Source organism: Arthrobacter sp. B0427-1-12 (assembly GCF_059092905.1).
In genome coordinates, this window is the sequence record NZ_JBNHIC010000053.1 from 1 (window position 1) to 21,858 (window position 21,858).

The 21,858-nt window shown below is 62.4% G+C and carries 11 protein-coding genes; 8 read left to right on the plus strand and 3 right to left on the minus strand.

Going from position 1 to position 21,858, the window contains the following annotated elements; translation table 11 throughout:
• Positions 1 to 333: 333 nt before the first annotated feature.
• From AC5RWU_RS20220 to AC5RWU_RS20230, 3 genes are read right to left on the minus strand one after another with little or no spacing between them, the layout of a single operon-like run.
• On the minus strand, positions 334 to 1,023 hold the full coding sequence (locus AC5RWU_RS20220; protein WP_494032723.1) for a DUF4352 domain-containing protein: 690 nt from the start codon (positions 1,021 to 1,023) through the stop codon (positions 334 to 336).
• 29 nt (positions 1,024 to 1,052) lie between these two features.
• A complete protein-coding gene (locus AC5RWU_RS20225; protein WP_494032722.1) occupies positions 1,053 to 1,664 on the minus strand; it encodes an Rv1352/Rv1906c domain-containing protein in 612 nt (203 codons plus the stop codon).
• Between the two features lie 29 nt (positions 1,665 to 1,693).
• Positions 1,694 to 2,194, minus strand: a complete 501-nt coding sequence (locus AC5RWU_RS20230; protein WP_494032721.1) for a hypothetical protein — start codon at positions 2,192 to 2,194, stop codon at positions 1,694 to 1,696.
• A gap of 292 nt (positions 2,195 to 2,486) precedes the next feature.
• Here AC5RWU_RS20230 and AC5RWU_RS20235 point away from each other — a divergent pair, with 292 nt between their 5' ends.
• From AC5RWU_RS20235 to AC5RWU_RS20270, 8 genes are all read left to right on the plus strand, one after another.
• The gene (locus AC5RWU_RS20235; RefSeq protein ID WP_494032720.1) at positions 2,487 to 4,556 is read left to right on the plus strand and encodes a hypothetical protein; all 2,070 of its coding nucleotides are present in this window, start codon (positions 2,487 to 2,489) and stop codon (positions 4,554 to 4,556) included.
• Positions 4,556 to 6,172 (plus strand): class I SAM-dependent DNA methyltransferase, encoded by a 1,617-nt coding sequence (locus AC5RWU_RS20240; protein WP_494032719.1) that lies wholly within the window; start codon positions 4,556 to 4,558, stop codon positions 6,170 to 6,172. The genes AC5RWU_RS20235 and AC5RWU_RS20240 overlap by 1 nt, the downstream gene beginning before the upstream one ends.
• Positions 6,169 to 7,359 carry a restriction endonuclease subunit S gene (locus AC5RWU_RS20245; protein ID WP_494032718.1) on the plus strand — a complete coding sequence of 397 codons (1,191 nt, stop codon included), beginning with the start codon at positions 6,169 to 6,171 and terminating at the stop codon, positions 7,357 to 7,359. The genes AC5RWU_RS20240 and AC5RWU_RS20245 overlap by 4 nt, the downstream gene beginning before the upstream one ends.
• A 145-nt stretch (positions 7,360 to 7,504) precedes the next feature.
• The gene (locus tag AC5RWU_RS20250) at positions 7,505 to 10,714 is read left to right on the plus strand and encodes a type I restriction endonuclease subunit R (protein ID WP_494032717.1); all 3,210 of its coding nucleotides are present in this window, start codon (positions 7,505 to 7,507) and stop codon (positions 10,712 to 10,714) included.
• 114 nt (positions 10,715 to 10,828) lie between these two features.
• Entirely contained in the window at positions 10,829 to 12,997 is a 2,169-nt protein-coding gene (locus tag AC5RWU_RS20255) for a GmrSD restriction endonuclease domain-containing protein (protein ID WP_494032716.1), read from the plus strand.
• Positions 12,998 to 13,122: 125 nt separating this feature from the next.
• Positions 13,123 to 18,357, plus strand: coding sequence for a PDDEXK-like endonuclease domain-containing protein (locus AC5RWU_RS20260; protein ID WP_494032715.1), 5,235 nt, complete (start codon positions 13,123 to 13,125; stop codon positions 18,355 to 18,357).
• 285 nt (positions 18,358 to 18,642) lie between these two features.
• Positions 18,643 to 19,365, plus strand: coding sequence for an EcsC family protein (locus AC5RWU_RS20265; protein WP_494032714.1), 723 nt, complete (start codon positions 18,643 to 18,645; stop codon positions 19,363 to 19,365).
• Between the two features lie 129 nt (positions 19,366 to 19,494).
• A complete protein-coding gene (locus AC5RWU_RS20270) occupies positions 19,495 to 21,408 on the plus strand; it encodes an ATP-dependent nuclease (RefSeq protein WP_494037177.1) in 1,914 nt (637 codons plus the stop codon).
• Positions 21,409 to 21,858: the final 450 nt, after the last annotated feature.

Genomic DNA, 21,858 nt, shown 5'->3' on the forward strand with positions numbered 1-21,858 from the left:
AAGTGGGCAGATCTCATGGCCACCGGTGGGCAGTTCTACTGGCCGTCAGTGGGCATTTTCGTGGCCGCCTACGGGCAGTTTTTCATGGCCGCTAACATATTGGTCAGGCGTCGATAGAGTCGTTGCTCGAAGGAAGCTTTCGACGGCAGTGGTGATTTCCCCAGGCTCTACAGCACGCATGCAGTGAGACTACTAAACCTCCCTTTCGTCGACGTTCCCCGCGTGCAGCTCAGTATCCCGAAGCCGGCAAAAGCCTGGCATTTAGGGTGCTTGGCAATGCGGACCGGAATGTCCTCCATAAGGATCATTCCGGCCCGCACCCCGCCTAAAGAATTACCGGTTGTTCACCCATGCCGCCCGGTCGGAGAAGAAGGAGAAGATCGGCTCATACAGCACGACGTACTGCCCGGCCCCGGCGCCTTCGGCGTCGAAACAGACGTCGCCGCTGGTGGTTCCGCCCGGAGCGATCTGCCCGGCGGTGATCATGGTGGAACTGCCGGTGAAGCCAGTGGTGAGAATGGTGCCGCTGGGCGCCTGCAGCTTCCAGTCCAGGGCGTTGAAGTCGATCGTCTCATCCGAGCCGTTCGTGACAGTCACAGGCGTGCACAGCGTCGGACCGAACGTAGCGTCGCCGGGTGCCAGTTCGGCGGCCGCCACAGTGACGTCGCCCAGCGTCAGGGACTCCCCAGCCTGGCCGATGACGTCGCTCTCCTGCGCGCCGGGGAAGGCAGGCGCCGCGGGCTCCGCCGACGCCGGGTCGGCCGCAGGCTCGGCCGCCGGACCGGCGTCGTTCGCGGCAACGGTCGGCGACGGCGTGACCGCGGCCTCAGGGACATCCTCGCCGCCGCCTCCGGCGACACTCCCGACCCCGATAATCGCAACCAGTGCCAGCGGCGCAATGAACCGCTTCTTCTTGAACCACGGCCGCTGGGCTTTCCGGTACGCCTTCTCCGCCACGGCCTGTGCCTTCGCATCACGCTTAGGGTCGCCGGGCTGCTGATTGAACTGCTGGTACTGCGTCATGATGATGTCCTGTCTGAAGTAAAAAGTGATTACTGCTTCTGCCACGAACCACAGCGCGTGGTCCGGAAGTCCTGGCCCGCCTGCAGCGTCACGGTAGGCCGCCCGCCGCCGGGCAGGTCGTTGGCGATAATGTCATCGCCGTTGGTACCGGTGGCGTAGATGCCCCAGTAGCAGGTGGAACCGACGTCACCGGCAGTCCGGTAGGTGCCAGACTCGATGTCCACGCCTACTGTCCAGGTCCCCTCGCCCACGGTGTTGGCGGCCTTCTGCTGTTCCGCCACCGTCACGGCGTCCTCGCGCTGCTTGACCGCAGCCTCGGCCGCCTTCACGGCCTCCTCCGCCTTCTTCGCGTCCGCTTCCCGCTTGGCGATAGCGGACTCCCGGCCTTCGATGGAGTCGGAGAGCCTCTTGTAGTCCGTCCGCGCGTCGGCACGGTCGGACTCCACGGACGTTTTCTCCGCGGCGAGGGCCGTATACTCGTCGCTGGCCGTCGGATCGCTGACCGCGGCTCCCAGCCCGATCCCTCCGCCCAGGAGTACGACGCCGGCCGCCAGGTACCCGAGCATCCTCGCCGTGCGCTTCGGTTTCCCGGGTGCCTTCGGCGCCCTGCCGGCGGGCAGCGGTGTATTTCCGGTGGTCATGGTTCCCCCAACTTTCTTGATATTTCTGACTACTTGGAGTCGACGATTTCGACGACGATGTCCAGGCCGCTGTCCGGGTGGTAGCCCCAGGACGCGGAGAACTCGTCCCACTCCCCGCTCTGGCGTCCGTCCAGAGCACGGGTGCTGCCCATGCGCGAGACCACACTGTCCGGCATCTCCAGCGCATTCAGCACGCACATCACATCGGTGTACTCGGCTCCGGCGGTGTCCTCGCCGGAGGTCTGCATGGAGATGCTTTGCCCGTCGTCGCCGACCGTGATGCCGGCCGAGGAGGCCACATCGCAGGCTTCGACCGCCTCATTGATGGCATTGGAGGTCTGCGGGACCTCGATCTGGGCAAGCAGCACCCCGCCGACCAGTCCGAGCGCCAGGCCCAGGCCGCCGTAGGCCAGGTGCTTTCTGCTCTTCCCGGGTGCTGCTGCGGCTTCCGGCGCCGGTGAGGGCGCCGTTACCGGTGCGGGCGGTACTGCCGGCAGCGCTGCTGGCTTCTGCTCTTGTGGAGATGCCATGATCGAAGTCCTTTGCTCGTGGTCTTGCTGCCGGGTTCCGGCGGAGATACGTGGCCGGGGTGCGGGCGCCACCCCCAATTGACGGCGCCCGCTTCCGGAAGGCCCGGCCGGCCGCCCCCATTCGGCCGACCGGACACCACGAACATACGGACGATTGCGAACAGCCGAACTGATCAGTCCTGATAACCCCCCTTATCAGCCCAAGACCAAGAAACGTCGCCGCCTCCGGTTAGGCTGACTCCATTACCGCGCATGAAAGTGCGAGAATAGACGACGCACGGAAGGGGGACCGGTGCAGACACACGCAGCAGTACAAGCAGACGCACAGCTGCGCCTTACCCTCTCCGACGTCGCGCTGCTGACCCAGGTCCAGCGCCCGGTAGTCTCCATGTGGCGCTCCCGCAGCCGCGGCACCGCCGCCCCGTTCCCAGCCCCGGCAGCCGTCGCAAACGACCAGGAACTCTTTGACGCCGCCAAGGTCATCGAATGGCTCTCCGCCACCGGCCGGGGCAACAATCCGAACGCCGCCGAGGACGCCGCCGCCTTCGCCACCCTCGACGGCTTCCGTGAGAACCCGGCCCGGCACGTCGCCGGCATCACCGCGCTGCTCACGCTCCGCCGCCTGCTGGACCGTCCGCTGCACGGCCTGGATAGGGACGATCTGCTGGACGAGGCCGACGCCCTCGATCCGGATGATGAATTCCTCTACTCGGAGCTCGAAGCACTCGGCGCGGACCTGGTCCGCGTCGCCTCCTACACTGACCTGCTGGCCGACGCCGCCTACAGCCCCGAGGCCGCCTTCGAAAAACTGATGGCTGAACGCTTCCGCACCGGCCAGCGCGAGCAGTCCGTTGCCGCCCTCACCGAGGCGGCAGTCGAGCTGGTGGCGGCTGCCGCCGTCGACCTGGCTACCGGCATCGAATTGGCCGCCGGCCAGCCGAACCGGGAGGCGCCGGTTTTCGCGGAGGCCACCGCCGGCGGCAGCGATCTGCTGATGCAGATCGTCCGGACGGCCGGCGAGGACGCGCACCTCACCCTGCTGACCGCGGCCAACGACGACGGTGTGTCCCGGCTGGTGCGCCGTAGGCTGCGGATCCACGGGGTGCAGCGGGAGAACCTGGACGTGGACGAGGCCGGACGGCCGGGCCTGACCGGCCCGGCGGTGCACGTGGCCCAGTTCCCGCCGCCCGGAGACCCGGCCATGTCCGCCGCGGACATCCTCGCGGCGATCGAGAACATCATGCTGCAGCTGAGCGACGAGCAGCGCGGCGTCATTATCGGCCCCGCCGGTGTGCTGGTGGACGCCGCCCCGTCCCGGGAAGTCGATGAACTGCGCTCCGGGCTGCTGCGCCTGGGCACCCTGCGTGCGGCGGTGCGGTTGCCCGGTGGACTGCTGAAGACCAAGCCGCGGCAGCCGCAGGCGCTGTGGGTGCTGGGGCCGTCGCAGCGGAATGTGGACATCGCGGAGCGCTGGACCATGGTGGCGGATCTGTCCGGGCACCAGCTGACCGCGGACGTGCGCCAGGATCTGATCAGTGACGTTGCCGCGTCCATGGGCACAAGGGCTGCCGTGCGGGCGCATTCGTTCCGCTTCGCCCGGCTGGTGCTGACAAGCAAACTGCTCGCCGGCCGCGGATCCCTGCTGCAGACATCGCCGCAGCCGACACAGACAGCTGGCCTGGATGCCGCCGCGGAGGTCGACCGCCTGGTGAGCACGCTTAACGATGCGCCACTGCCGGAGCGGCTGGCCCTGGACGCAGAGGTCGCGGACCCGGGCCAGCATCCGGCCCCGTCGACGGTGGGTGAGATGATCGCGGCGGGGCATTTGAAGTACCTGCCGGGCCACCGCCTGGACCCCGTCCATATTGACGGCGGCACAGCAGGCGTGCCGGTCCTCGGTACCGCGGAACTGCTCGGCCGCATGACGCCCGGAACGCGCCGGATCGACCAGCTGGTCCTGGCCGGTCAGTACCCGGCCGCCCGCCTCACCGGCCCCGGCGACATTGTGTTCTGTACCGGGAAGCAGCCGGCAGCGCGTATGGATACGGAGGGCGGCGCAGTCGTGCTTTTTCCGGCCCGTGTGCTGCGGATCAGCGACGCGGATCCCGGCGGCCTGCTGGCCGCGGTGCTGGCCGCGGACCTCAATGCCGCTCCCGCCAACGGCGGCCGCTGGAAGCGCTGGCCGCTCCGCCGGATTCCGGAAACCGCGCACGTAAACCTCCTGAAAGCTCTCCGCGAACTGGAGCAGGCCCGCGAGCAGGCCCGCCGCCGGCTGGACGCCCTCACCGAGCTTGAATCCCTGGTTTTGGACGGCGCCGCCGGCGGCCGCCTGAAGATTGTGTCAATGAAAGGAAACGGCTGATGCCTCCAAAGAACAAGGTGGATGCGCTGCCATCGACCATGAAGGAACTGAAGGACACCCTGTGGAAGGCCGCGGACAAACTGCGCGGCTCCATGGACGCCTCCCAGTACAAGGACGTGATCCTGGGACTGGTGTTCCTCAAGTACGTTTCCGACGCCTTCGATGAGCGCCGCGAGCAGATCCACGCCGAACTGGCGGCAGACGGCATGGACGAGGACCAGATCGCCCAGCTGATCGACGACGTGGACGAGTACACCGGCCGCGGCGTCTTCTGGGTCCCGGCCGCCGCCCGCTGGACGTACCTGGCCGAGAACGCCAAGGGCCTGCCCGCCCTCGGCGGCGAGCCGGCCAAGTCGATCGGCCAGCTCATCGACGAAGCCATGGACGCGCTGATGACCGCCAACCCGACCCTGGCCGCCACTCTCCCCCGCCTGTACAACCGGGACAACGTGGACCAGCGCCGCCTGGGCGAGCTGCTGGACCTGTTCAACTCCGCCCGCTTCACCGGCCAGGGCGCCAAGAAGGCCCGCGACCTGCTCGGCGAGGTCTACGAGTACTTCCTGGAGAAGTTCGCCCGCGCCGAAGGCAAGCGGGGCGGCGAGTTCTACACGCCCGCCGGCGTCGTCCGCGTCCTGGTGGAAGTGCTGGAGCCGACCAGCGGCCGGGTCTACGACCCCTGCTGCGGCTCCGGCGGCATGTTCGTGCAGACCGAGAAGTTCCTGGAGGCCCACCACAAGGAGGGCTCGGACATCTCCGTGTACGGGCAGGAGCTCAACGAGCGCACCTGGCGCATGGCCAAGATGAACCTGGCCATCCACGGCCTCAACGGCAACCTGGCCTCCCGCTGGGGCGACACCTTCGCCCGGGACCAGCACCCGGACATGCAGGCGGACTTCATCATGGCCAATCCGCCCTTCAACATCAAGGACTGGGCCCGCTCCGAATCGGACCCGCGCTGGAAGTACGGCGTGCCCCCGGCCAACAACGCCAACTACGCCTGGATCCAGCACATCATCTCCAAGCTGGCCCCCGGCGGCTCCGCCGGCGTGGTCATGGCCAACGGCTCCATGTCCTCCAACTCCGGCGGCGAAGGCGACATCCGCGCCCAGCTGGTGGAGGCGGACCTGGTCTCCTGCATGGTGGCCCTGCCCACCCAGCTGTTCCGCAGCACCGGCATCCCGGTCTGCACCTGGTTCTTCGCCAAGGACAAGAGCGTTGGAGCGCGGGGTTCCGTGGACCGGACCGGGCAGGTACTCTTCATCGACGCCCGGAACCTGGGCCACATGATCGACCGCGCCGAGCGCGCCCTCTCCGACCAGGACATCGCCAAGATCGCGAACACCTACCACGCGTGGCGCGGCACCGCTTCCGCGGTCCAGTCAGATCTGAAGTACGACGACGAACCCGGCTTCTGCTATTCGGCTTCCCTGGCGGAGATCAAGGCCGCCGACTATGCGCTCACGCCCGGCCGGTACGTGGGTGCCGCCGAGGTGGAGGACGACGGCGAGCCGATCGAGGAGAAGATCGCGCGGCTGAGCAAGGAACTGTTCGAGCAGTTCGAGGAGTCCGAGCGGCTGGCGAAGGTTGTGCGTGAGCAGCTGGGGAGGGCCTTGTGAAGACTCTTCCAAGCGGCTGGCAGATAGGACCCCTTGCCGACTATCTCGACCTAATAACCTACGGTTTTACGAATCCGATGCCCACTACCGATGCCGGGCCTTTCATGGTGACGGCGAAGGATATTCGAGATGGCAAAATCGATTTTGACACCGCTAGACATACGTCTCTAGACGCCTACAAAAACAGGCTTACGGATAAGAGCCGCCCACGCATTGGCGATGTCTTGCTGACCAAGGATGGCAGCATCGGACGCGTCGCGGTCTGTAGCCGCGATGATGTATGTGTCAACCAATCCGTTGCCCTTCTCCGCCCCAATGCGCGTGTAGTGCCCGAATTTCTTGCTTACTTGCTGCAGGCACCCGCATACCAGCGTCGAATGGAAAGCGACTCAGACGGCTCAACTATCAAGCACATTTACATCACGCGCGTCGACAAGATGCCCATTCAGGTACCGGAACTTCCTGAACAAAGAGCAATCGTAGAGGTTCTGGGGGCGCTCGACGAGAAGATTGCCGCCAACACCAAGCTTGCAGGCATTAGCGATGAACTTCTGGCAGCAAGGCTTGCAACATTAGCTCAGCACGGTTCCGAAGAAGTGCCTTTAGGTACCATCGCCCGAGTCAATGCAGAGACGCAAAAACCCGTTCCCGGGGGCCAATTGCGATACATCGACATATCTTCTGTCAATGTCGGCGCATACAGCTTTCCCGAGATCTCATCCTGGGATGACGCGCCTTCTCGTGCACGCCGAAAGGTGAGCAAGGGCGACACAATTTGGTCAACGGTGCGCCCCAACCGGCGATCACATGCCTTAAACCTCTCTGACGATCCGTTACTGGTCGGTTCAACAGGATTGGCTGTTCTTTCTCCGGTCAAAGTCGGATTCGCCTATCTATACGAAATAACCAGACTTCCGCAGTTCACCGCATACTTGGAAAACGTCGCTGAAGGAAGCGCATATCCTGCCGTACGTGCGGATCGTTTTGCTGATGCACTCGTTCCGTTACTCCCAGCGGAGGCCAGAAACGAGTTCGAATCACTCGCTGCTCCTATGAGAGAACATGTCCACTCACTTACTGAGGAGAACATGAGACTGGATGCCACCCGCCATGCGCTGCTTCCAAAACTGATGTCAGGCAAGCTTCGGGTAACGGACGCAGAGAAAATGGTCGAAGACGTCGCATGATTCTGGTTAGCTGACCATTTTTTGCAACACAGGTTGTAGAAATTTGGTACAGCATCGAGGTTGCGGGCGACAACTTTGAAAGCGCGCAACCATCCAGCAGTAGTGTGCCTAGAAGAGAACTCAGTCCCTGGGGAGGACATCAGCAATGACACAGACAGTCACGAGCTTCACAGAGGCTGAGTGGGAGGACCTGGCCCTGGACCGGTTGGCCGAGCCGCTGGGGTGGAAGCCGGCATCCGGTGATGCCATCGCCCCGGGTTCCGGGGAGCGGGAGTCATGGGATGAGCTGTTGCTCCGCCAGCGCCTGCTCGAGGCACTGCAGAAGCTGAACCCCACGGTTCCGGCGCAGTATCTGAAGCAGGCGCTGGCTGAGATCGCCCAGCCCAAATCCAATGATGCCGTTACCGAGAACCATCGGATTCACCACTACCTGGTGGACGGGTTTCGGCTGACCTACATCGACTCGGACGGCACCGAGGCCAACCCGACCATCCGCCTGATCAGCGCGGACCCGGATGAGAATGACTGGGTGGCCGTCAATCAGGTGACCATTGTTCAGGGTGATTACCGGCGCCGCTTCGATCTCGTGCTCTACTGCAACGGCATGCCCGTGAGTGTCGTTGAGCTGAAGAAGGCCGGCAGCGCAGCGGCGGATGTGGCGGCGGCGCACGCGCAGCTGCAGACCTACCTGCGTGAGTTCCCGATGGCGTTCCGGTTCTGTGTGTTCACGCTGGCCTCGGACGGGATTCTCGCCAAGTACGGTACGCCGTTCACTCCGCTGAACCACTTCTCGCCGTGGAATGTCGATGACGACGGCAACCTCGTCCGCCCCGGCGACCTGCAGGACGGCGAGTCGGCCACGGGCATGGAGACCGCGCTGCTGGGCCTGTACAACCAGGAGCGGTTTCTGCAGCTGCTGCGCAACTTCACCGCGTTCGACCAGGGCTCGGGCGGACTGGCCAAACGTATCGCCAAGCCGCACCAGTACTTCGCCGTCACCAAGGCGGTCGGCAGCACGGTGCAGGCGGTCGAAAGCAACGGCAAGGCCGGGGTCGTCTGGCACACCCAGGGCTCGGGCAAGTCCATGGAGATGGAGCTCTACGCCAATCTGGTCAGCCGGAACCCGAAGCTGAAGAACCCGACCATCGTGGTCATCACCGACCGCAATGAGCTGGACGGGCAGCTGTACGAAACGTTCGCCCGCAGCCTGCTGCTGCCCGAACAGCCAAAGCAGATCCGCAAGCGCTCCGAGCTGCGCGAGGAGCTGAGCAGCCGGACCACCGGCGGCATCTACTTCACCACCCTGCAGAAGTTCGGCCGCAGCCAGGACGAGAAGGACGCCGGGTTCGACCACCCGCTGCTCTCCGACCGGCGCAACATCATCGTCGTGGTCGATGAGGCGCACCGCAGCCACTACGACGACCTGGACGGCTACGCCCGGCACCTGCGCGACGCGCTGCCGCACGCAACACTGATCGCCTTCACCGGAACCCCGATCTCCTTCGACGACCGCAACACCCGGGAGGTCTTCGGCGACTACATCGACATCTACGACCTCTCCCGCGCCGTGGAGGACGGGGCCACGGTCCCGGTGTACTTCGAACCGCGGCTGATCAAGGTCGCGCTGGCGGAGAACCTCACCCAGGACATCATCGACGAGGCCGCCGACGAGGCCACCGTCGGCCTGGACGAAACGGAACGGGCGCGCATCGAGGCGAGTGTCGCCGTCGTCAATGCCGTCTACGGCGCACCGCAGCGCATTGCCGCGCTGGCCGAGGACCTGGTGCAGCACTGGGAGAACCGGCGCCAGCAGATGCTCAAGTTCATCGAGGCGCCGGGCAAGGCGCTGATTGTGGGCGGCACGCGGGAGATCTGCGCGAACCTGTACTCGGCGATCACGGCGCTGCGGCCGGACTGGCACTCGGACGAGCTGGACAAGGGCAGGATCAAGGTGGTCTATTCCGGCACCGCCTCCGACGTGCCGCCGGTGTACGACCACGTGCGGCGGGACTCCCAGAATGCGGTGATCAAGGAGCGGCTCAAGAATGTGGACGACGAGCTGGAGATCGTGATCGTCAAGGACATGATGCTCACCGGCTACGACTCCCCTCCCCTGCACACCCTGTACCTGGACCGACCCCTGAAGGGCGCACTGCTGATGCAGACCCTGGCCCGGGTGAACCGCACCTTCCGCGGCAAGGAAGACGGGCTGCTGGTGGCCTACGCGCCATTGGCCGAAAACCTGGCCAAGGCGCTGGAGGAATACACCCGCACCGACCAGGAAAAGAAGCCCGTCGGCAAGAACATCGACGAAGCCGTGTCCCTGACGGTGACCCTGGTGGAGACGCTGCGGGGGCTGCTGGCCGGATACGACTGGAAATCCGTCTGGATGAAGGGCGGTCCCAAGGGCTTCCTCAACGCGGTCACCGGGGCGGTCAACTACCTGCGCAACCCTGCCACCCCCGGAAACCAGCCCTCCTCGGACGGCGAGGAGACGGTGGCCTCCAAGTACCGGCGGTTCTCCGGCCAGCTCTCCCGCGCCTGGGCGCTGTGCTCCGGCTCCGAGACACTGGCCGAGCTGCGCCCGGAGATCCAGGTGTACGAGGAGATCCGGGTGTGGATGGCTAAGTTCGACGCCGATGAGCGGCAGTCACGCGGCGAGCCGATCCCGGCGGAGATCCAGCGGATGCTGGGCGAGCTGATTGCCACCGCCACGGAAACCGGCGAAGTCCTGGACATCTACGAGGCCGCCGGCATGCCCAAGCCCTCCCTGGATGACCTGACGCCGGAATTCATCGCCAAGACCAAGCAGGCGCGGAATCCGCAGCTGGCCATCGAGGCCCTGCGGAAGCTGATCACCGACGAATCCGCGAAAACGACCCGCAACAACCTGGTGCGCCAGCGCGCCTTCTCCGAGCGGATCACCGAGCTGATGAACAAGTACACCAACCAGCAGCTGACCTCGGCCGAAGTCATTGCCGAACTGGTGGAGCTGGCCAAGGAAGTGGCCGCCGAGGGCAACCGCGGCGCGCACTTCTCGCCGCCGCTGAACAACGACGAGCTGGCGTTCTACGACGCCGTGGCCCAGAACGAGTCCGCGGTAGAGGTCCAGGGCGAAGGCGTGCTTGCCGATATTGCCCGGGAACTGGTCTCCGTCATGCGCCGGGACGTGAGGACCGACTGGACCGTCCGGGATGACGTGCGGGCGAAACTGCGGTCATCGATCAAACGGCTGCTGGTCAGGTTCGGGTATCCGCCGGACAAGCAGCCGGCCGCCATCAAGCTTGTCATGGAGCAGATGGAGTCCATGGCGCCGCGGTTCGCAGAAGGACGTGGCGCCCATGCCGGCCAATAATCTCGATGGGGGCATCGCCTCAGGCGGAGTGTTCAATTTAGACTCTGGAAACCAGATTTTTATCGGACCAGGCACACCGCCAAAAGCTGACATACACCCCATTGGAGGCGCTGCGTGAGCACACTTTTTAAGCCTGTCGGCTGGAATGTCCAGAGTCTGGTGGACAATGTCCACAGCGGTGTTGTGCAGCTGCCGGACCTGCAGCGCCCCTTCGTATGGCCGAAGGCAAAAATCCGTGACCTGCTCGACTCGATGTACCGCGGATACCCGGTGGGCGAGCTCATGTTCTGGAACGTTTCCCAGGAGGACACCTCACGCGCCATTTCCGGGGCAACGGACCGTGCCGGTTCACACCAGATCATTGACGGCCAGCAGCGCCTGACCAGCCTCTATGCGGTGTTCAGGGGCTCACCGGTCCGCGACGCCGATTACAACTCACGCAGCATGGTCATAGCGTTCAACCCGTTCACGGAGAAGTTCGAAGTCACCAACAGGGCCATCGAGAACTCCGCCGACTGGATCCCGAACGTCTCGGAGTTCTTCCTCAACCCGTTCAAAATCAAAAAGGCCTTCAAAAAACGCTACGAAGAGGCCAAGGAAGAACTCACCGAGGACCAGGAAGAGCTGCTTGAAGACCGCCTCGGAAAACTGGACCGGCTCCGCAGCTACGAATTCACCGTCGTGGAAATCCAGCCCTCGGCAGACAAGAAGGTCGTCGCGGACATCTTCGTGCGCATCAACTCCGAAGGAGTAAGCCTCAAGGCGGCCGACTTCATCCTCACGTGGCTAAGTGTGTTCTGGCCTGAAGGACGCGAACAGCTGGAGGCATTCGCCCGCGACTCCTGCCTGACACCGCAGCGGGCCAGCGAGATCGCCGGCCGCACGGTGGCCTGGACCCCGATCAATAACTACCTGGCCGTGGACGCCGGCCAGCTGGTGCGCGTGCTGGTCGCCGTCGGGCAGAACCGCGCCAAACTGGGCGACGCCTACAACGCCCTGCAGGCCAAGGACCGCCACACCGGCTTCGTCAACGCCGAGCGTCAGGAATTGGAGCTCAACAAGCTCCGTTCGGGTCTGCCGCTGGTGCTCAAGGAACTTCACTGGACCGAATTCATGCGCTGCCTTGCGGTGGCCGGGTTCAAGTCCCGCAAGATGATCACCTCGGACATGAACATCCTCTCCAGCTATGCGCTGTGGATTATTGGCCGGACCCGCTTCAACGTGGACCTGGCCGTCCTGCGCAACCTGATGGCCAGGTGGCTGTTCATGTCCCAGCTCTCCGGCCGGTACACGGGCAGCTCCGAGACCCAGCTGCAAAAGGATCTGGACCGCCTCACTGCATTGGATGGCCATGATGAATCGGCCTTTGTCTCGACCCTGGAGTCCATCATCGCGGCCGAACTCTCGGACGATTTCTGGACCCTGCGGATGCCGGACACCCTGATCACATCCTCCGCAGCTTTATCCCCGGCGTACCAGACCTACCTGGCGGCACTGAACATCCTGGATGCCGATATGTTCATGCTGAACAACAAGGTCCAGCAATGGATGGATCCGTCCCTGCCGGCGCCGAAAGGCACCGAGGGACATCACCTCTATCCGCGCAAGTACCTGGAAAAGGTGGTCGGGATCAAAGACCTGAAGAAGATCAATCAGGTCGCCAATTTCGCCCCGACCGACTGGAGCACCAACCTCTGGATCTCCGATCGTGCCCCCAGCGAATACTGGCCAGCTCTAATCCGGGAACGTGGTTTCAGCGGCAGTGAGTTGGGCCGGCAAATGTTCTGGCATGCCCTGCCGGAAGACTGGGAAACACTGAGTTTCGATGAGTTCCTGCAGGAACGCCGGATTCTCATGGCTCAGGTAACCCGTGCCGGCTACGAGCAACTCAAAACAGGCCGGGCAGCAACCATCACTGCCCCGCAGCCCGCCGTCGTTACTCCCTCCCGCTTCGCCGGACCGGCCGAAGTATCGGACCTCATCGAGGCCGGGGTCCTGAAGCCGGAAGACTTCCTCACCCCGGCGGATGAATCCCTCCGCATTCGGGCGGAAATCTCGGAGGACGGTGCCGCGATCATCGACGGTCACGAATTCGCTTCCCTGGATGCCGCCGCCCATCATGCCGGCGCCGACAACATTCCCGGTCTCGAATTCTGGCAGTTGGAGGTAGACGGCGACATGGTGCCTATCCTCGCCCTGCTGCAGGGGACGTCAAAGCCTCCATCTGTAGCGACTAGCGTTCGCCCCGAATCGGGCCCGGGTCCCTTCGAGGTAAGTAATTAGTATGGGTGGGTGCTTTCAGCACCATGAGGGACTTAGGCTGCCGGACCACATCGTCATGCAGCAGGTTATGGGGGGATCTGATGGCCGATAGGGGCCTTGTCGGTTCAGGTAATGTTCGGGACCATGTGCTTGAGCTGATCGATTTTCTGCTGGCATACGATGCACAGCGCAACAAGCCCGTCAGGAACATTGCTCAGTTCTCGATGTTCCGGGTGACCGAATCAGAACTCCCTGCGCACTATGCTGTCAGTCTGCCCCGCTCTGACTCGGTCTGGCTGACCGTCGACTTCATCGACTTGCCGCCAGTGCCCAAAATTCCGGCTCCCCTGCAGCAGCTGATCAACGCCGGACACCCGGTAAAAGCCGATGACCGGCCTTCAATTGTTCTGCCGTGGCCGAACGAGGATTCCCCCGCCGCAGAGGATGCCGGGGAGGATTTCCCGGACTCCGAAATTACCGAGGAAGAACGTCAGCGTCGCGCCAATCTGCTCGAGCAGGCGGGAACCTGGATTGATACCGTGTGGGGACCGTGGAGTGAAGCGTGGGCCCTGGCCGCGTCGGTCAAACATCTGCACCGCCAGCTCTTCGAGCAGCGGGAAAGTCTCATGCTGGATCGGGAGTCCCTTGAGCTCATTTGGGGCTTCGGGCGGGGGCGCTGGATCAAAGACGGCTACTCCATCGATCATCCGCTGATTTCATTTCCTGTTGAAATCGACTTGAACCCCGACACCCAACAGATTTCTGTACGGGTCGCGGGTCCACACCAAATTGAGGCAATGTACCTTGCCGGGCTCGACATCCATGACCGGACGTCCTTTACAGCCGCCCGTACAGCATCAAACGAGCTGGAGCTCGACCCCTGGTCAGAGGAGGAGGAAACCAGGGATCTCATTACCCGTCTGGCCCGCTTTATAGATGACAATGCCGTTGTCGTCGACGAGGCCGCCACGGCAGGGCCTCACTTCCGGACCGATGCCTCCTGGACCTTGTTCATGCGCCGCAAGGTCCCGGACTCCCAAGGGTTCCTGGAACAAATGCGCCGGAACTATCTGGATCCGGAGGGCCTCATTCCGGCGCCCCTGCAGGACATCGTTGCACTTCCGGATGACCTTTCGGCTGTATCAACCAGTGGCACTCATTCCGGCGGCACGGCTGCCTCCGAGCCTCTCATGCTGCCGTTGGCCACCAATGAACAACAGCAGCGCATTCTGCGGCTGGCGCAGACTCATCCCGGTGTCACCGTGCAGGGTCCTCCCGGAACAGGTAAGTCGCACACCATTGCCAACCTGATCAGCCACTTCGTCGCCTACGGTAAGCGCGTCCTCGTGGTCGCGGAGAAGGAACAGGCACTGAAGGTGCTGGCCGAAAAGGTACCCGAAGGCATACGTGATCTCACGGTCTCTGTTTTGGGAGCGGATGAAGACAGCCGGAAAGAACTTGAGAAATCAATCTCAAACATCCAGGCGCATGTCAGCACTCTCGACAAGGAGGATGCAGACGAACACATTCAGCGGCTCCGTACCGAGCTCGATGCCATTGACCGCGGAATCGCCCGGACGACCAATGAGATGCTCGACGCCCGAGCCGCGGAAACAAACGTCTTCGAGGGCAGCTGGCAGGCAGGGCAGGACCCTACTCCGCAGCAGGTCGCGGAATGGCTTCGGCTCAATCACGACAAATACGGGTACATCGAGGACCGCATTGCTCATGCAGTACCTGCCCCGCTGACACCGGCCGAGCTTCAGGAACTCATTTCCCTTCTCGATTCGGTCGGCCTGGCGACCGCCGAGCACGCAGTCCAGACGCTGCCGGAGCCGGCCGGCCTCACCCAAGGATCTGAGCTGCAGTCTCTGATCGCCGAGATACGAACCGGTCAGGGACGCGCCAGTAATGTTCGGTCAGCATTTGGGCACTGGGAAACGTTCGAGGCGGCGGACCCTCGCGAGATTTCCGTCCTGAAGTCAGAGTTGGCGCAGACGTCCGCTTGGCTCGAGTCGATGGAGAAATCGCCCTACGGACCGATTCTTCAGCATTCGTCTGACCCCCTTCGCGCCCAGGAGTGGGGAGCATATCGGCGTGAACTTACCCAACTACGCGAGGAAGCCTATACGCTGCGCGGCCCCTTGCTCTCACATACGCTGGACTTGCCTGCCGTCATTGACGAAGGTCTCCTCCACCGGCTTCAAGAGGCACACTCCCTGCTCGCCGCGAACGGCAAGCTCGGATTCTTTGCACGGCAAGCCAAGAAGGCGGTCGAATTATTCGCCGTCGATAACCGAATACCGGCCACTGCCGAGGACGTATCGCTATGCGTCGGCGCGGTGTCCCTTGAACTGCTCCGCAATCGGATCCGCGCGCTGTGGCAGAACCGGTCCCCTGTCGGTACGTCTCAGGAGCTGTCGCGGCGGCCGGAGGATGATATCGCCGGCGAACTGGCAACGCTGGATCGGATTTTTCAGCACCACCACGCGCTTCAAAAGCTAAACGCCTCCCTCGACCAGATCGGGTACGGCCAACTGCACGGCGCCCACTCGGCACGTCTGGCGACGGCGGCAGGCCACCTCTCTGAAGGGCTCCACTTTCACGCTGTTTCCAGTGCCATTGAACGGCTCAGCGCCCTGCAGAACACTTTGCGTTCAACAGCCACCGATGCGGGTGTTTCGCCGCTCTTCCAGCAAATGGCCGATGCCCTGACTGCCGAAAATTTCACTGCCTGGGATGAACTCCGTAAGGAGTGTCTCCGCCTTCACGAGGCCAAACATTCCTCCATGAGGCTTCTCGAACTCAAAGCCAAATTGTCGGCCGAGGCGCCGTTCTGGACGGCGAAAATCCTGAGTGACAGCAAAGCTGCCGGCGATCCTCAGGACTTTACGACCGCGTGGGAATTCCGGCGGCTTGAATCGTGGGTTCGCGAAGTTACCAACAAGACCGACCCCGGTCAGCTTCAGTCCCAAATTGATGACCTGTCCCGCCGGCGCCGGAAGGTCGTCACCGACCTGGTGAGCCAGATGGCATGGCGCCGGCTGGCCGATAACCTCGGCTCGAAGGAACGTCAGGCGCTGCAAAGCTACGTCCAGGCGACGAAACGCTACGGAAAGACCGGCGGCAAGTTCGCCCAGCGCTGGATCGGCGAAATGCGGCGTGCCCTGGACGAATCCAGCAGCGCCGTACCGGCGTGGATTATGACGACGTCCCGCGCCCTGACAAGTTTCCAGCCGGCACTGGTGCCATCGTTTGATGTCCTGATCATCGACGAGGCCTCCCAGATCGGTTTCGAGGCACTGCCGTTGCTCTCGCTGTCGAAGACCGCCATCGTCGTCGGTGACGATAAGCAAACGAGCCCGGAGAATGTGGGCCTCGACCGCCAGCAGGTCTTCGACATCATGGATGGCTACCTTGCCAAGGTGCCGAATTACCGGACGCTGTTTGACCCGGACAACAGCCTGTACGACTTGGCCGTCCAGAAATTCGCAGTACCGGTCATGCTCACGGAGCATTTCCGGTGCCTGCCGGAAATCATCGAATTTTCCAATCAGCACTCCTACAACGGCAGCATCATTCCTCTGCGCGACCAGCCTCCGCGGCAGGGATGGAGTGCCCTGGGGCTGCTGAAAGTCCGCGACGGCTACCGACGGGGCGACATCAATGAGCCTGAGGCTGAGCAGGTCGTCAATCTGATTGCCGACCTGTGCGAGGACCCGGACTATGACGGCATGACGTTCGGTGTGGTGAGCCTGCTCGGTTCCAGCCAGTCAAAACTGGTCTGGGAGAAACTCTACGAACGACTCGGCCCCGAAGAGATGGAAGCCCGCCGGATCCGCTGCGGTGAGGCCGCCAACTTCCAGGGCGATGAGCGGGACGTCATCGTCATTACAACCGTTGTCGCTCACGATCCGTCACTGCCTAAGACACGTTTCGGCGCCATGACCAGCGTCCGGGACCAGCGGCGTATCAACGTTGCGGCCTCGAGAGCCAAAAACCAGCTATGGGTTGTCTCCTCCGTTGATCCCGACCTGCTGCCTAACGGGGATCTGCGTGCGGCCCTCATACGCCATTGTTCGACAGCAGGAGCGACTGAAGCCCGAAGGCACGATCTGCTCGAAGCATGCGACTCGGAATTCGAACGGCAGGTTATCCGGCATCTGCTTAACCGCGGATACAGAGCGGTTCAGGTGCAGCACGTGGTTGGCCGGTACCGGATCGATATCGTCGTCTCCGGACCGGACGGACGCCTTGCCATTGAGTGCGATGGCGACAGGTGGCATGGGCCCGATGTCTGGCATAAGGACCGTTCCAGGCAGGAAGTCCTCGAACGCGCCGGGTGGACCTTCGAACGCATCCGGGGCTCCGCCTACTACCGTGACCCGGATGCCGCCATGCAGCCCGTCTGGGAACATCTGGACGCCCTGGGAATCCCGACGGGTGACGAGTGGATGCTGTCTCCCCGCGGACCGATTGTCCGGGAAGTCATGACCCAGGTGGACCCCGACGAAGATGACGCAACTCAGGACGACACCGAACTGCCCAGCAGCGGCTCGGCCGAAACATTTCCACCGGACGTTCTGCCCTCCTCATCGACACAGCAGCTGCCCCTCGAATCCGAGGATCGCCAAAACGATAAGCAGCCAGGGACACCCGTACACACGCCGTCTTCTGCCACGAGCAGCGGCTCCGAACCGCTTGCTAGCCACGTTGCAAATCCGGAAGAAGCCCATAAGGCACCCAGCGGTAACCCGCTGTCTCTGCCGTCACTGTCCAAAGAAAATTCGCCCGAATCGGCCGACTTCGAGGAAGAGCCGGCAGAAGCCAACGGAGAAAACGGCCAGCCGGATCCGGGGATTGCTGCCCGAAGCTACCTCACATTAGCCCCCTATGAGTACTGGCAGTCCAGACCGCTCCCTGCCGTTTCTGCAACGAACCTTTCCTCCGTTCAGTTCGGACTGATCGACATCATTCGGGCAGAAGGGCCGATGATCGCTCGCCAGGCATATCTGCGGTATGTCCAAGCGTCCGGAGGCCACCAGGTAGGCAAAGAACGCCAGAGGCTTTTCAATCAGACCGTCAGCCGTGCTCTCCGGGCCGGATCACTTAGCCGCATCAGCGATGGCGTCCCTGGAATCGTCAAGTCGACGCTTTACCTGCCTGACCAGGAACCGGTGAAACTGCGTGAACTCGGCCCCCGGAGTATCTTCGATGTGCCTGAATCCGAGCTGTCGGCATTACTGGATCTGTTGGCCGCACAGGGCGTACCGGAGGACGAGTTGCCCCGCGAGGTCCTCAACGCATACGGGCTCCGAAAACTGACTCAAAAAACAAGCGCCCACATTCTGGCCAACAGGCATTACGAATGGACGCCTTGACCCTGAGCATGTCGTGGACGGTAATCGGAACGCCTGCTATTCGGCCAGCCTGATGGGAACCCAGAAACCTTGACGCGCGACCTGCAGAGCAGGTTGCGGCTTGGCGAAGCTGGCTCCCGTATGGGAAGGGATACGAGACCCTGGATCGACATGGTGCAGGTTGTGCGCGGCGCTGTGTTCCCAATGCTCTGCGTGCGATTTTGTGGCCGTTACAGTACACAGAGAGTCCGCCAGCGCGCTTCCCGCCTTCGGTACACTCACGCAAGAACTTAGAGAGGAATCGCGATGACCAACACGACCGCCCCCGAACCCGAGGAGACGCCCACGTCTACCGCCGAGAAGGCGTCCGCGCAGCTCCTGAAGCTGGTCGGCACAGTGATCGACACGGGTGTCGGTCCACTGACAGGGTCGATCGCATGGGCGGAGGATCGGCTGGCCCGCGTCCAAGGAACCCGCTACGAGCCCAACTCCGACCCGACACGGAAAGTCCGGCCGTACGAGCGTGACGATATCGAGAAGGCGATCAAGAGGCTGATCGTCGAGTCGGTCGAAGCGGCCAGTGTCAACGGTTTCGTGACCGGGCTCGGTGGGTTCATCGCGATGCCGGTAACCGTTCCCGCGAACATGGCGGGCGCACTCGTGATCAATGCACGTCTCGCCGCCGCAATCGCCTACCTGCGCGGGTACGACCCCAAGGATCCGCACGTCCGCACGGTGGCCACGCTCATCGCGGTGGGCTCGAACGCACAGCAGATCGCGAAGACAGTCGGCATCAAGGTTGGCGAGAAGGTGGCGATGGCGGCGATTAAGAAGCTCCCGATCATGGTGATTCGCGAGATCAACAAGAAGGCCGGTTTCATGCTCCTGGCCAAGTACGGCTCGAAGCGGGCGCTCGTTACCCTGGCGAAGGGTGTACCGCTCGTCGGTGGAGTGATCGGAGGCGCGGTGGACGCGACCATGACCAGCGTTATCGGCCGCACCGCGAGAGCGATGTTCCCCGTCGACTGATCGATTCGCTTCTGGCAGTCACCTCGGTCTCAGCACCAGTCGACACGCTTGCATCCTCAGTTGAATGCCGGAATCCATCTCTCGTTCTGAAATACTGCTACAAACAAGAGACAAACAGGGGGGCTCTGGTTGCGCATCAAGTCTGTGGGCATTGAAAATTTTCGATGCCTCAATGCCGTAGAAGTCGATTTCAGCGAAATCACCACGTTTATCGGCCCCAACGGGGCCGGCAAAAGCTCCGTCCTACGGGCATTGAACTGGTTCTTCAATGGGGGCCAATTAGATCGGCGGGATGTGTGGTCCGGGAGTACTGAGGAACGGATTAGGGTGCGTGTCACGTTCGACGACCTCACTGCCACGGACCGCCAGGCACTAGGAGAAAAATACGCTCCTAGTTCGGCCAAGACTTTCACAGCCTGGCGGACCTGGACCCCAGCCGAGGACAAAATGACCGGCAACGCCTTCGTGTTTCCTGCTTTTGAGAAGGTTCGGCAAGCTGCCTCCGCAAGCGATAAGAAAACTCAATGGGCCAAGATTTTGGACGAATTTCCAGAGTTCAGTCTTCCCAAATGGTCGTCTGCAGCCAAGGTAGAAGCGGAGATGGACCGGTGGGAGCGAGATAACCCCTCGCGACTCAAGGAGTCTGAGTCGGGTGGGAACCACCTGTTCGGCTTCAACGGCCAGAACGTACTTTCCGGCATTTTTGATTTTGTCCTTGTAACGGCTGATCTTCGTGCGCAGGAGGAAAGTACCGACAGTAGAGGCACGATCATCAGTCGGATCCTGGAAAAAACCGTTGACCGTTCGAAAGCGGACGCAGCGTTCTCAGCTCTCGCTGATGAAGTAGCCGAAAAACGAAGCGCAATCACCGCACAACATCTCACCTCACAGCTCCAGGACCTCGCAGACGAGCTCAGCAACGAGATCGAGGCCTTCACCACAGGTCGGAAGATTCGGCTAAAGCCAGAAGAACCTGAGTTGAAGCCTCAGGCCTCGAAGATCCGCGTCAGTGTTGTCGATCAGTTGACGGAAACTGATGTCGATCGGCAAGGCCACGGATTTCAACGGGCGCTACTCATCTCGAGCCTCAAATTGCTCGCTGACAGAGGAACATCGGCGACACCGGAAAGCGTCATCTGCCTCGCCATCGAAGAACCCGAGCTCTTTCAACATCCGACTCAGGCACGAGCCTTCTCTAGTGTTCTTCGAGCACTGGCCGCTGCGCCGGAAAATGGCCTACAGATTTCATACGCGACGCACTCTCCCTACTTCATTGACGCGAGGTACTTCGACCAAATTCGCAGGGTACGGCGAAAGGCTGCAGACTCGGACAGCCATGCCGAAGTAACGATCACGCAGGCAACTGTTGCAGCCGTGGCAGAAAAACTCGATGGATATGTTGATCCTGCGGTCATCACCGCAAGATGGGACCTCGTATGTACGCAGCACTTATCGGAAGCTCTATTCGCTGAAGCCGTGCTTCTTGTCGAGGGCGATGATGATAAGGCTGTATTCGAAGGCATTGCCGCAAGAACGCGTCATCTGGCCATTGACGGCATCTCTGTAGCTGCGGCACAGGGCAAGGGACACCTTTATGTCCCCAACGCCATCTTGAGTGAATTGGGCATTCCCACGCTCACGGTATTCGATAACGACTCGGGCTGCGCTCAACGCATGGAAGCCAAGAACAAGAACGCCAATGATATCCAGAACGCAGTTCGCCAGCATAAGAGGGACAATCGTCAACTTCTCCGCTACTTCGGCATCGATCCGGTGGACTACCCGTTGGGGCAGGTTGCCCATAATGTCTTGGCTGTGTCAGACACACTCGAAACCATCATCACCGAAGATTGGCCTGCTTGGGACAAACATTTGCAAGAGACCATCGCCAACGGCCAAGGAGTAGGAAATAAGAACGCCGCAACCTACGCTTTAGTCTCTGAACAATGCACAGTGGATCCCTCGGGAAGACTTTTGGAACCAGTTCTGGCCGTTCGTTCTCTGCTTAATGCCTCAGATAATGAAGCAGCTCCGTCGGATTGAGGGGCTAGCCCCCTCTGGGGCTTACATAAGTGCCGATAACAGCGCATATGTCGTCTATGCAGGTGCACTACTGCCCTGCAGGCGTGGGACGTCGGGCCCCGTATGCTTCCGGGCTCATTCACCACGGCGGCGACCTTGGGCAGCAGTGGAGCGCCTCATTGCGACTCAGGCTTGAAGTGTGCCGCAATCGCTGGTCCCCGTGTGGCACCCACAGGATTGTCGGAGGTCCAGCCCACCGCGCCGCTTTCTGCCGCCGCGGTTACGGAAGTAACACCTCCATCGTGTCAGCGAAGCCGGTCCAGGGCGGCCTGGGCCATCGCCTGGGCGTGGGCGAGGGAAATGTCGGAAGGCATGGTTCATTCTGCCATTTGCAGGGGGAAACGACGGTGCACCCCGTCCTTAACGCCCGTCCTTAGCGAAGGCCCGCCGGCCGGGCCTGTGGGTCCGGCC

Excerpts from the sequence above, each read along its gene's own strand:
- AC5RWU_RS20230 (WP_494032721.1), bottom strand. The coding sequence starts at position 2,194 with ATGGCATCTCCACAAGAGCAGAAGCCAGCAGCGCTGCCGGCAGTACCG.
- AC5RWU_RS20240 (WP_494032719.1), top strand. The coding sequence starts at position 4,556 with ATGCCTCCAAAGAACAAGGTGGATGCGCTGCCATCGACCATGAAGGAA.
- AC5RWU_RS20220 (WP_494032723.1), bottom strand. The coding sequence starts at position 1,023 with ATGACGCAGTACCAGCAGTTCAATCAGCAGCCCGGCGACCCTAAGCGT.
- AC5RWU_RS20250 (WP_494032717.1), top strand. The coding sequence starts at position 7,505 with ATGACACAGACAGTCACGAGCTTCACAGAGGCTGAGTGGGAGGACCTG.
- AC5RWU_RS20265 (WP_494032714.1), top strand. The coding sequence starts at position 18,643 with ATGACCAACACGACCGCCCCCGAACCCGAGGAGACGCCCACGTCTACC.
- AC5RWU_RS20225 (WP_494032722.1), bottom strand. The coding sequence starts at position 1,664 with ATGACCACCGGAAATACACCGCTGCCCGCCGGCAGGGCGCCGAAGGCA.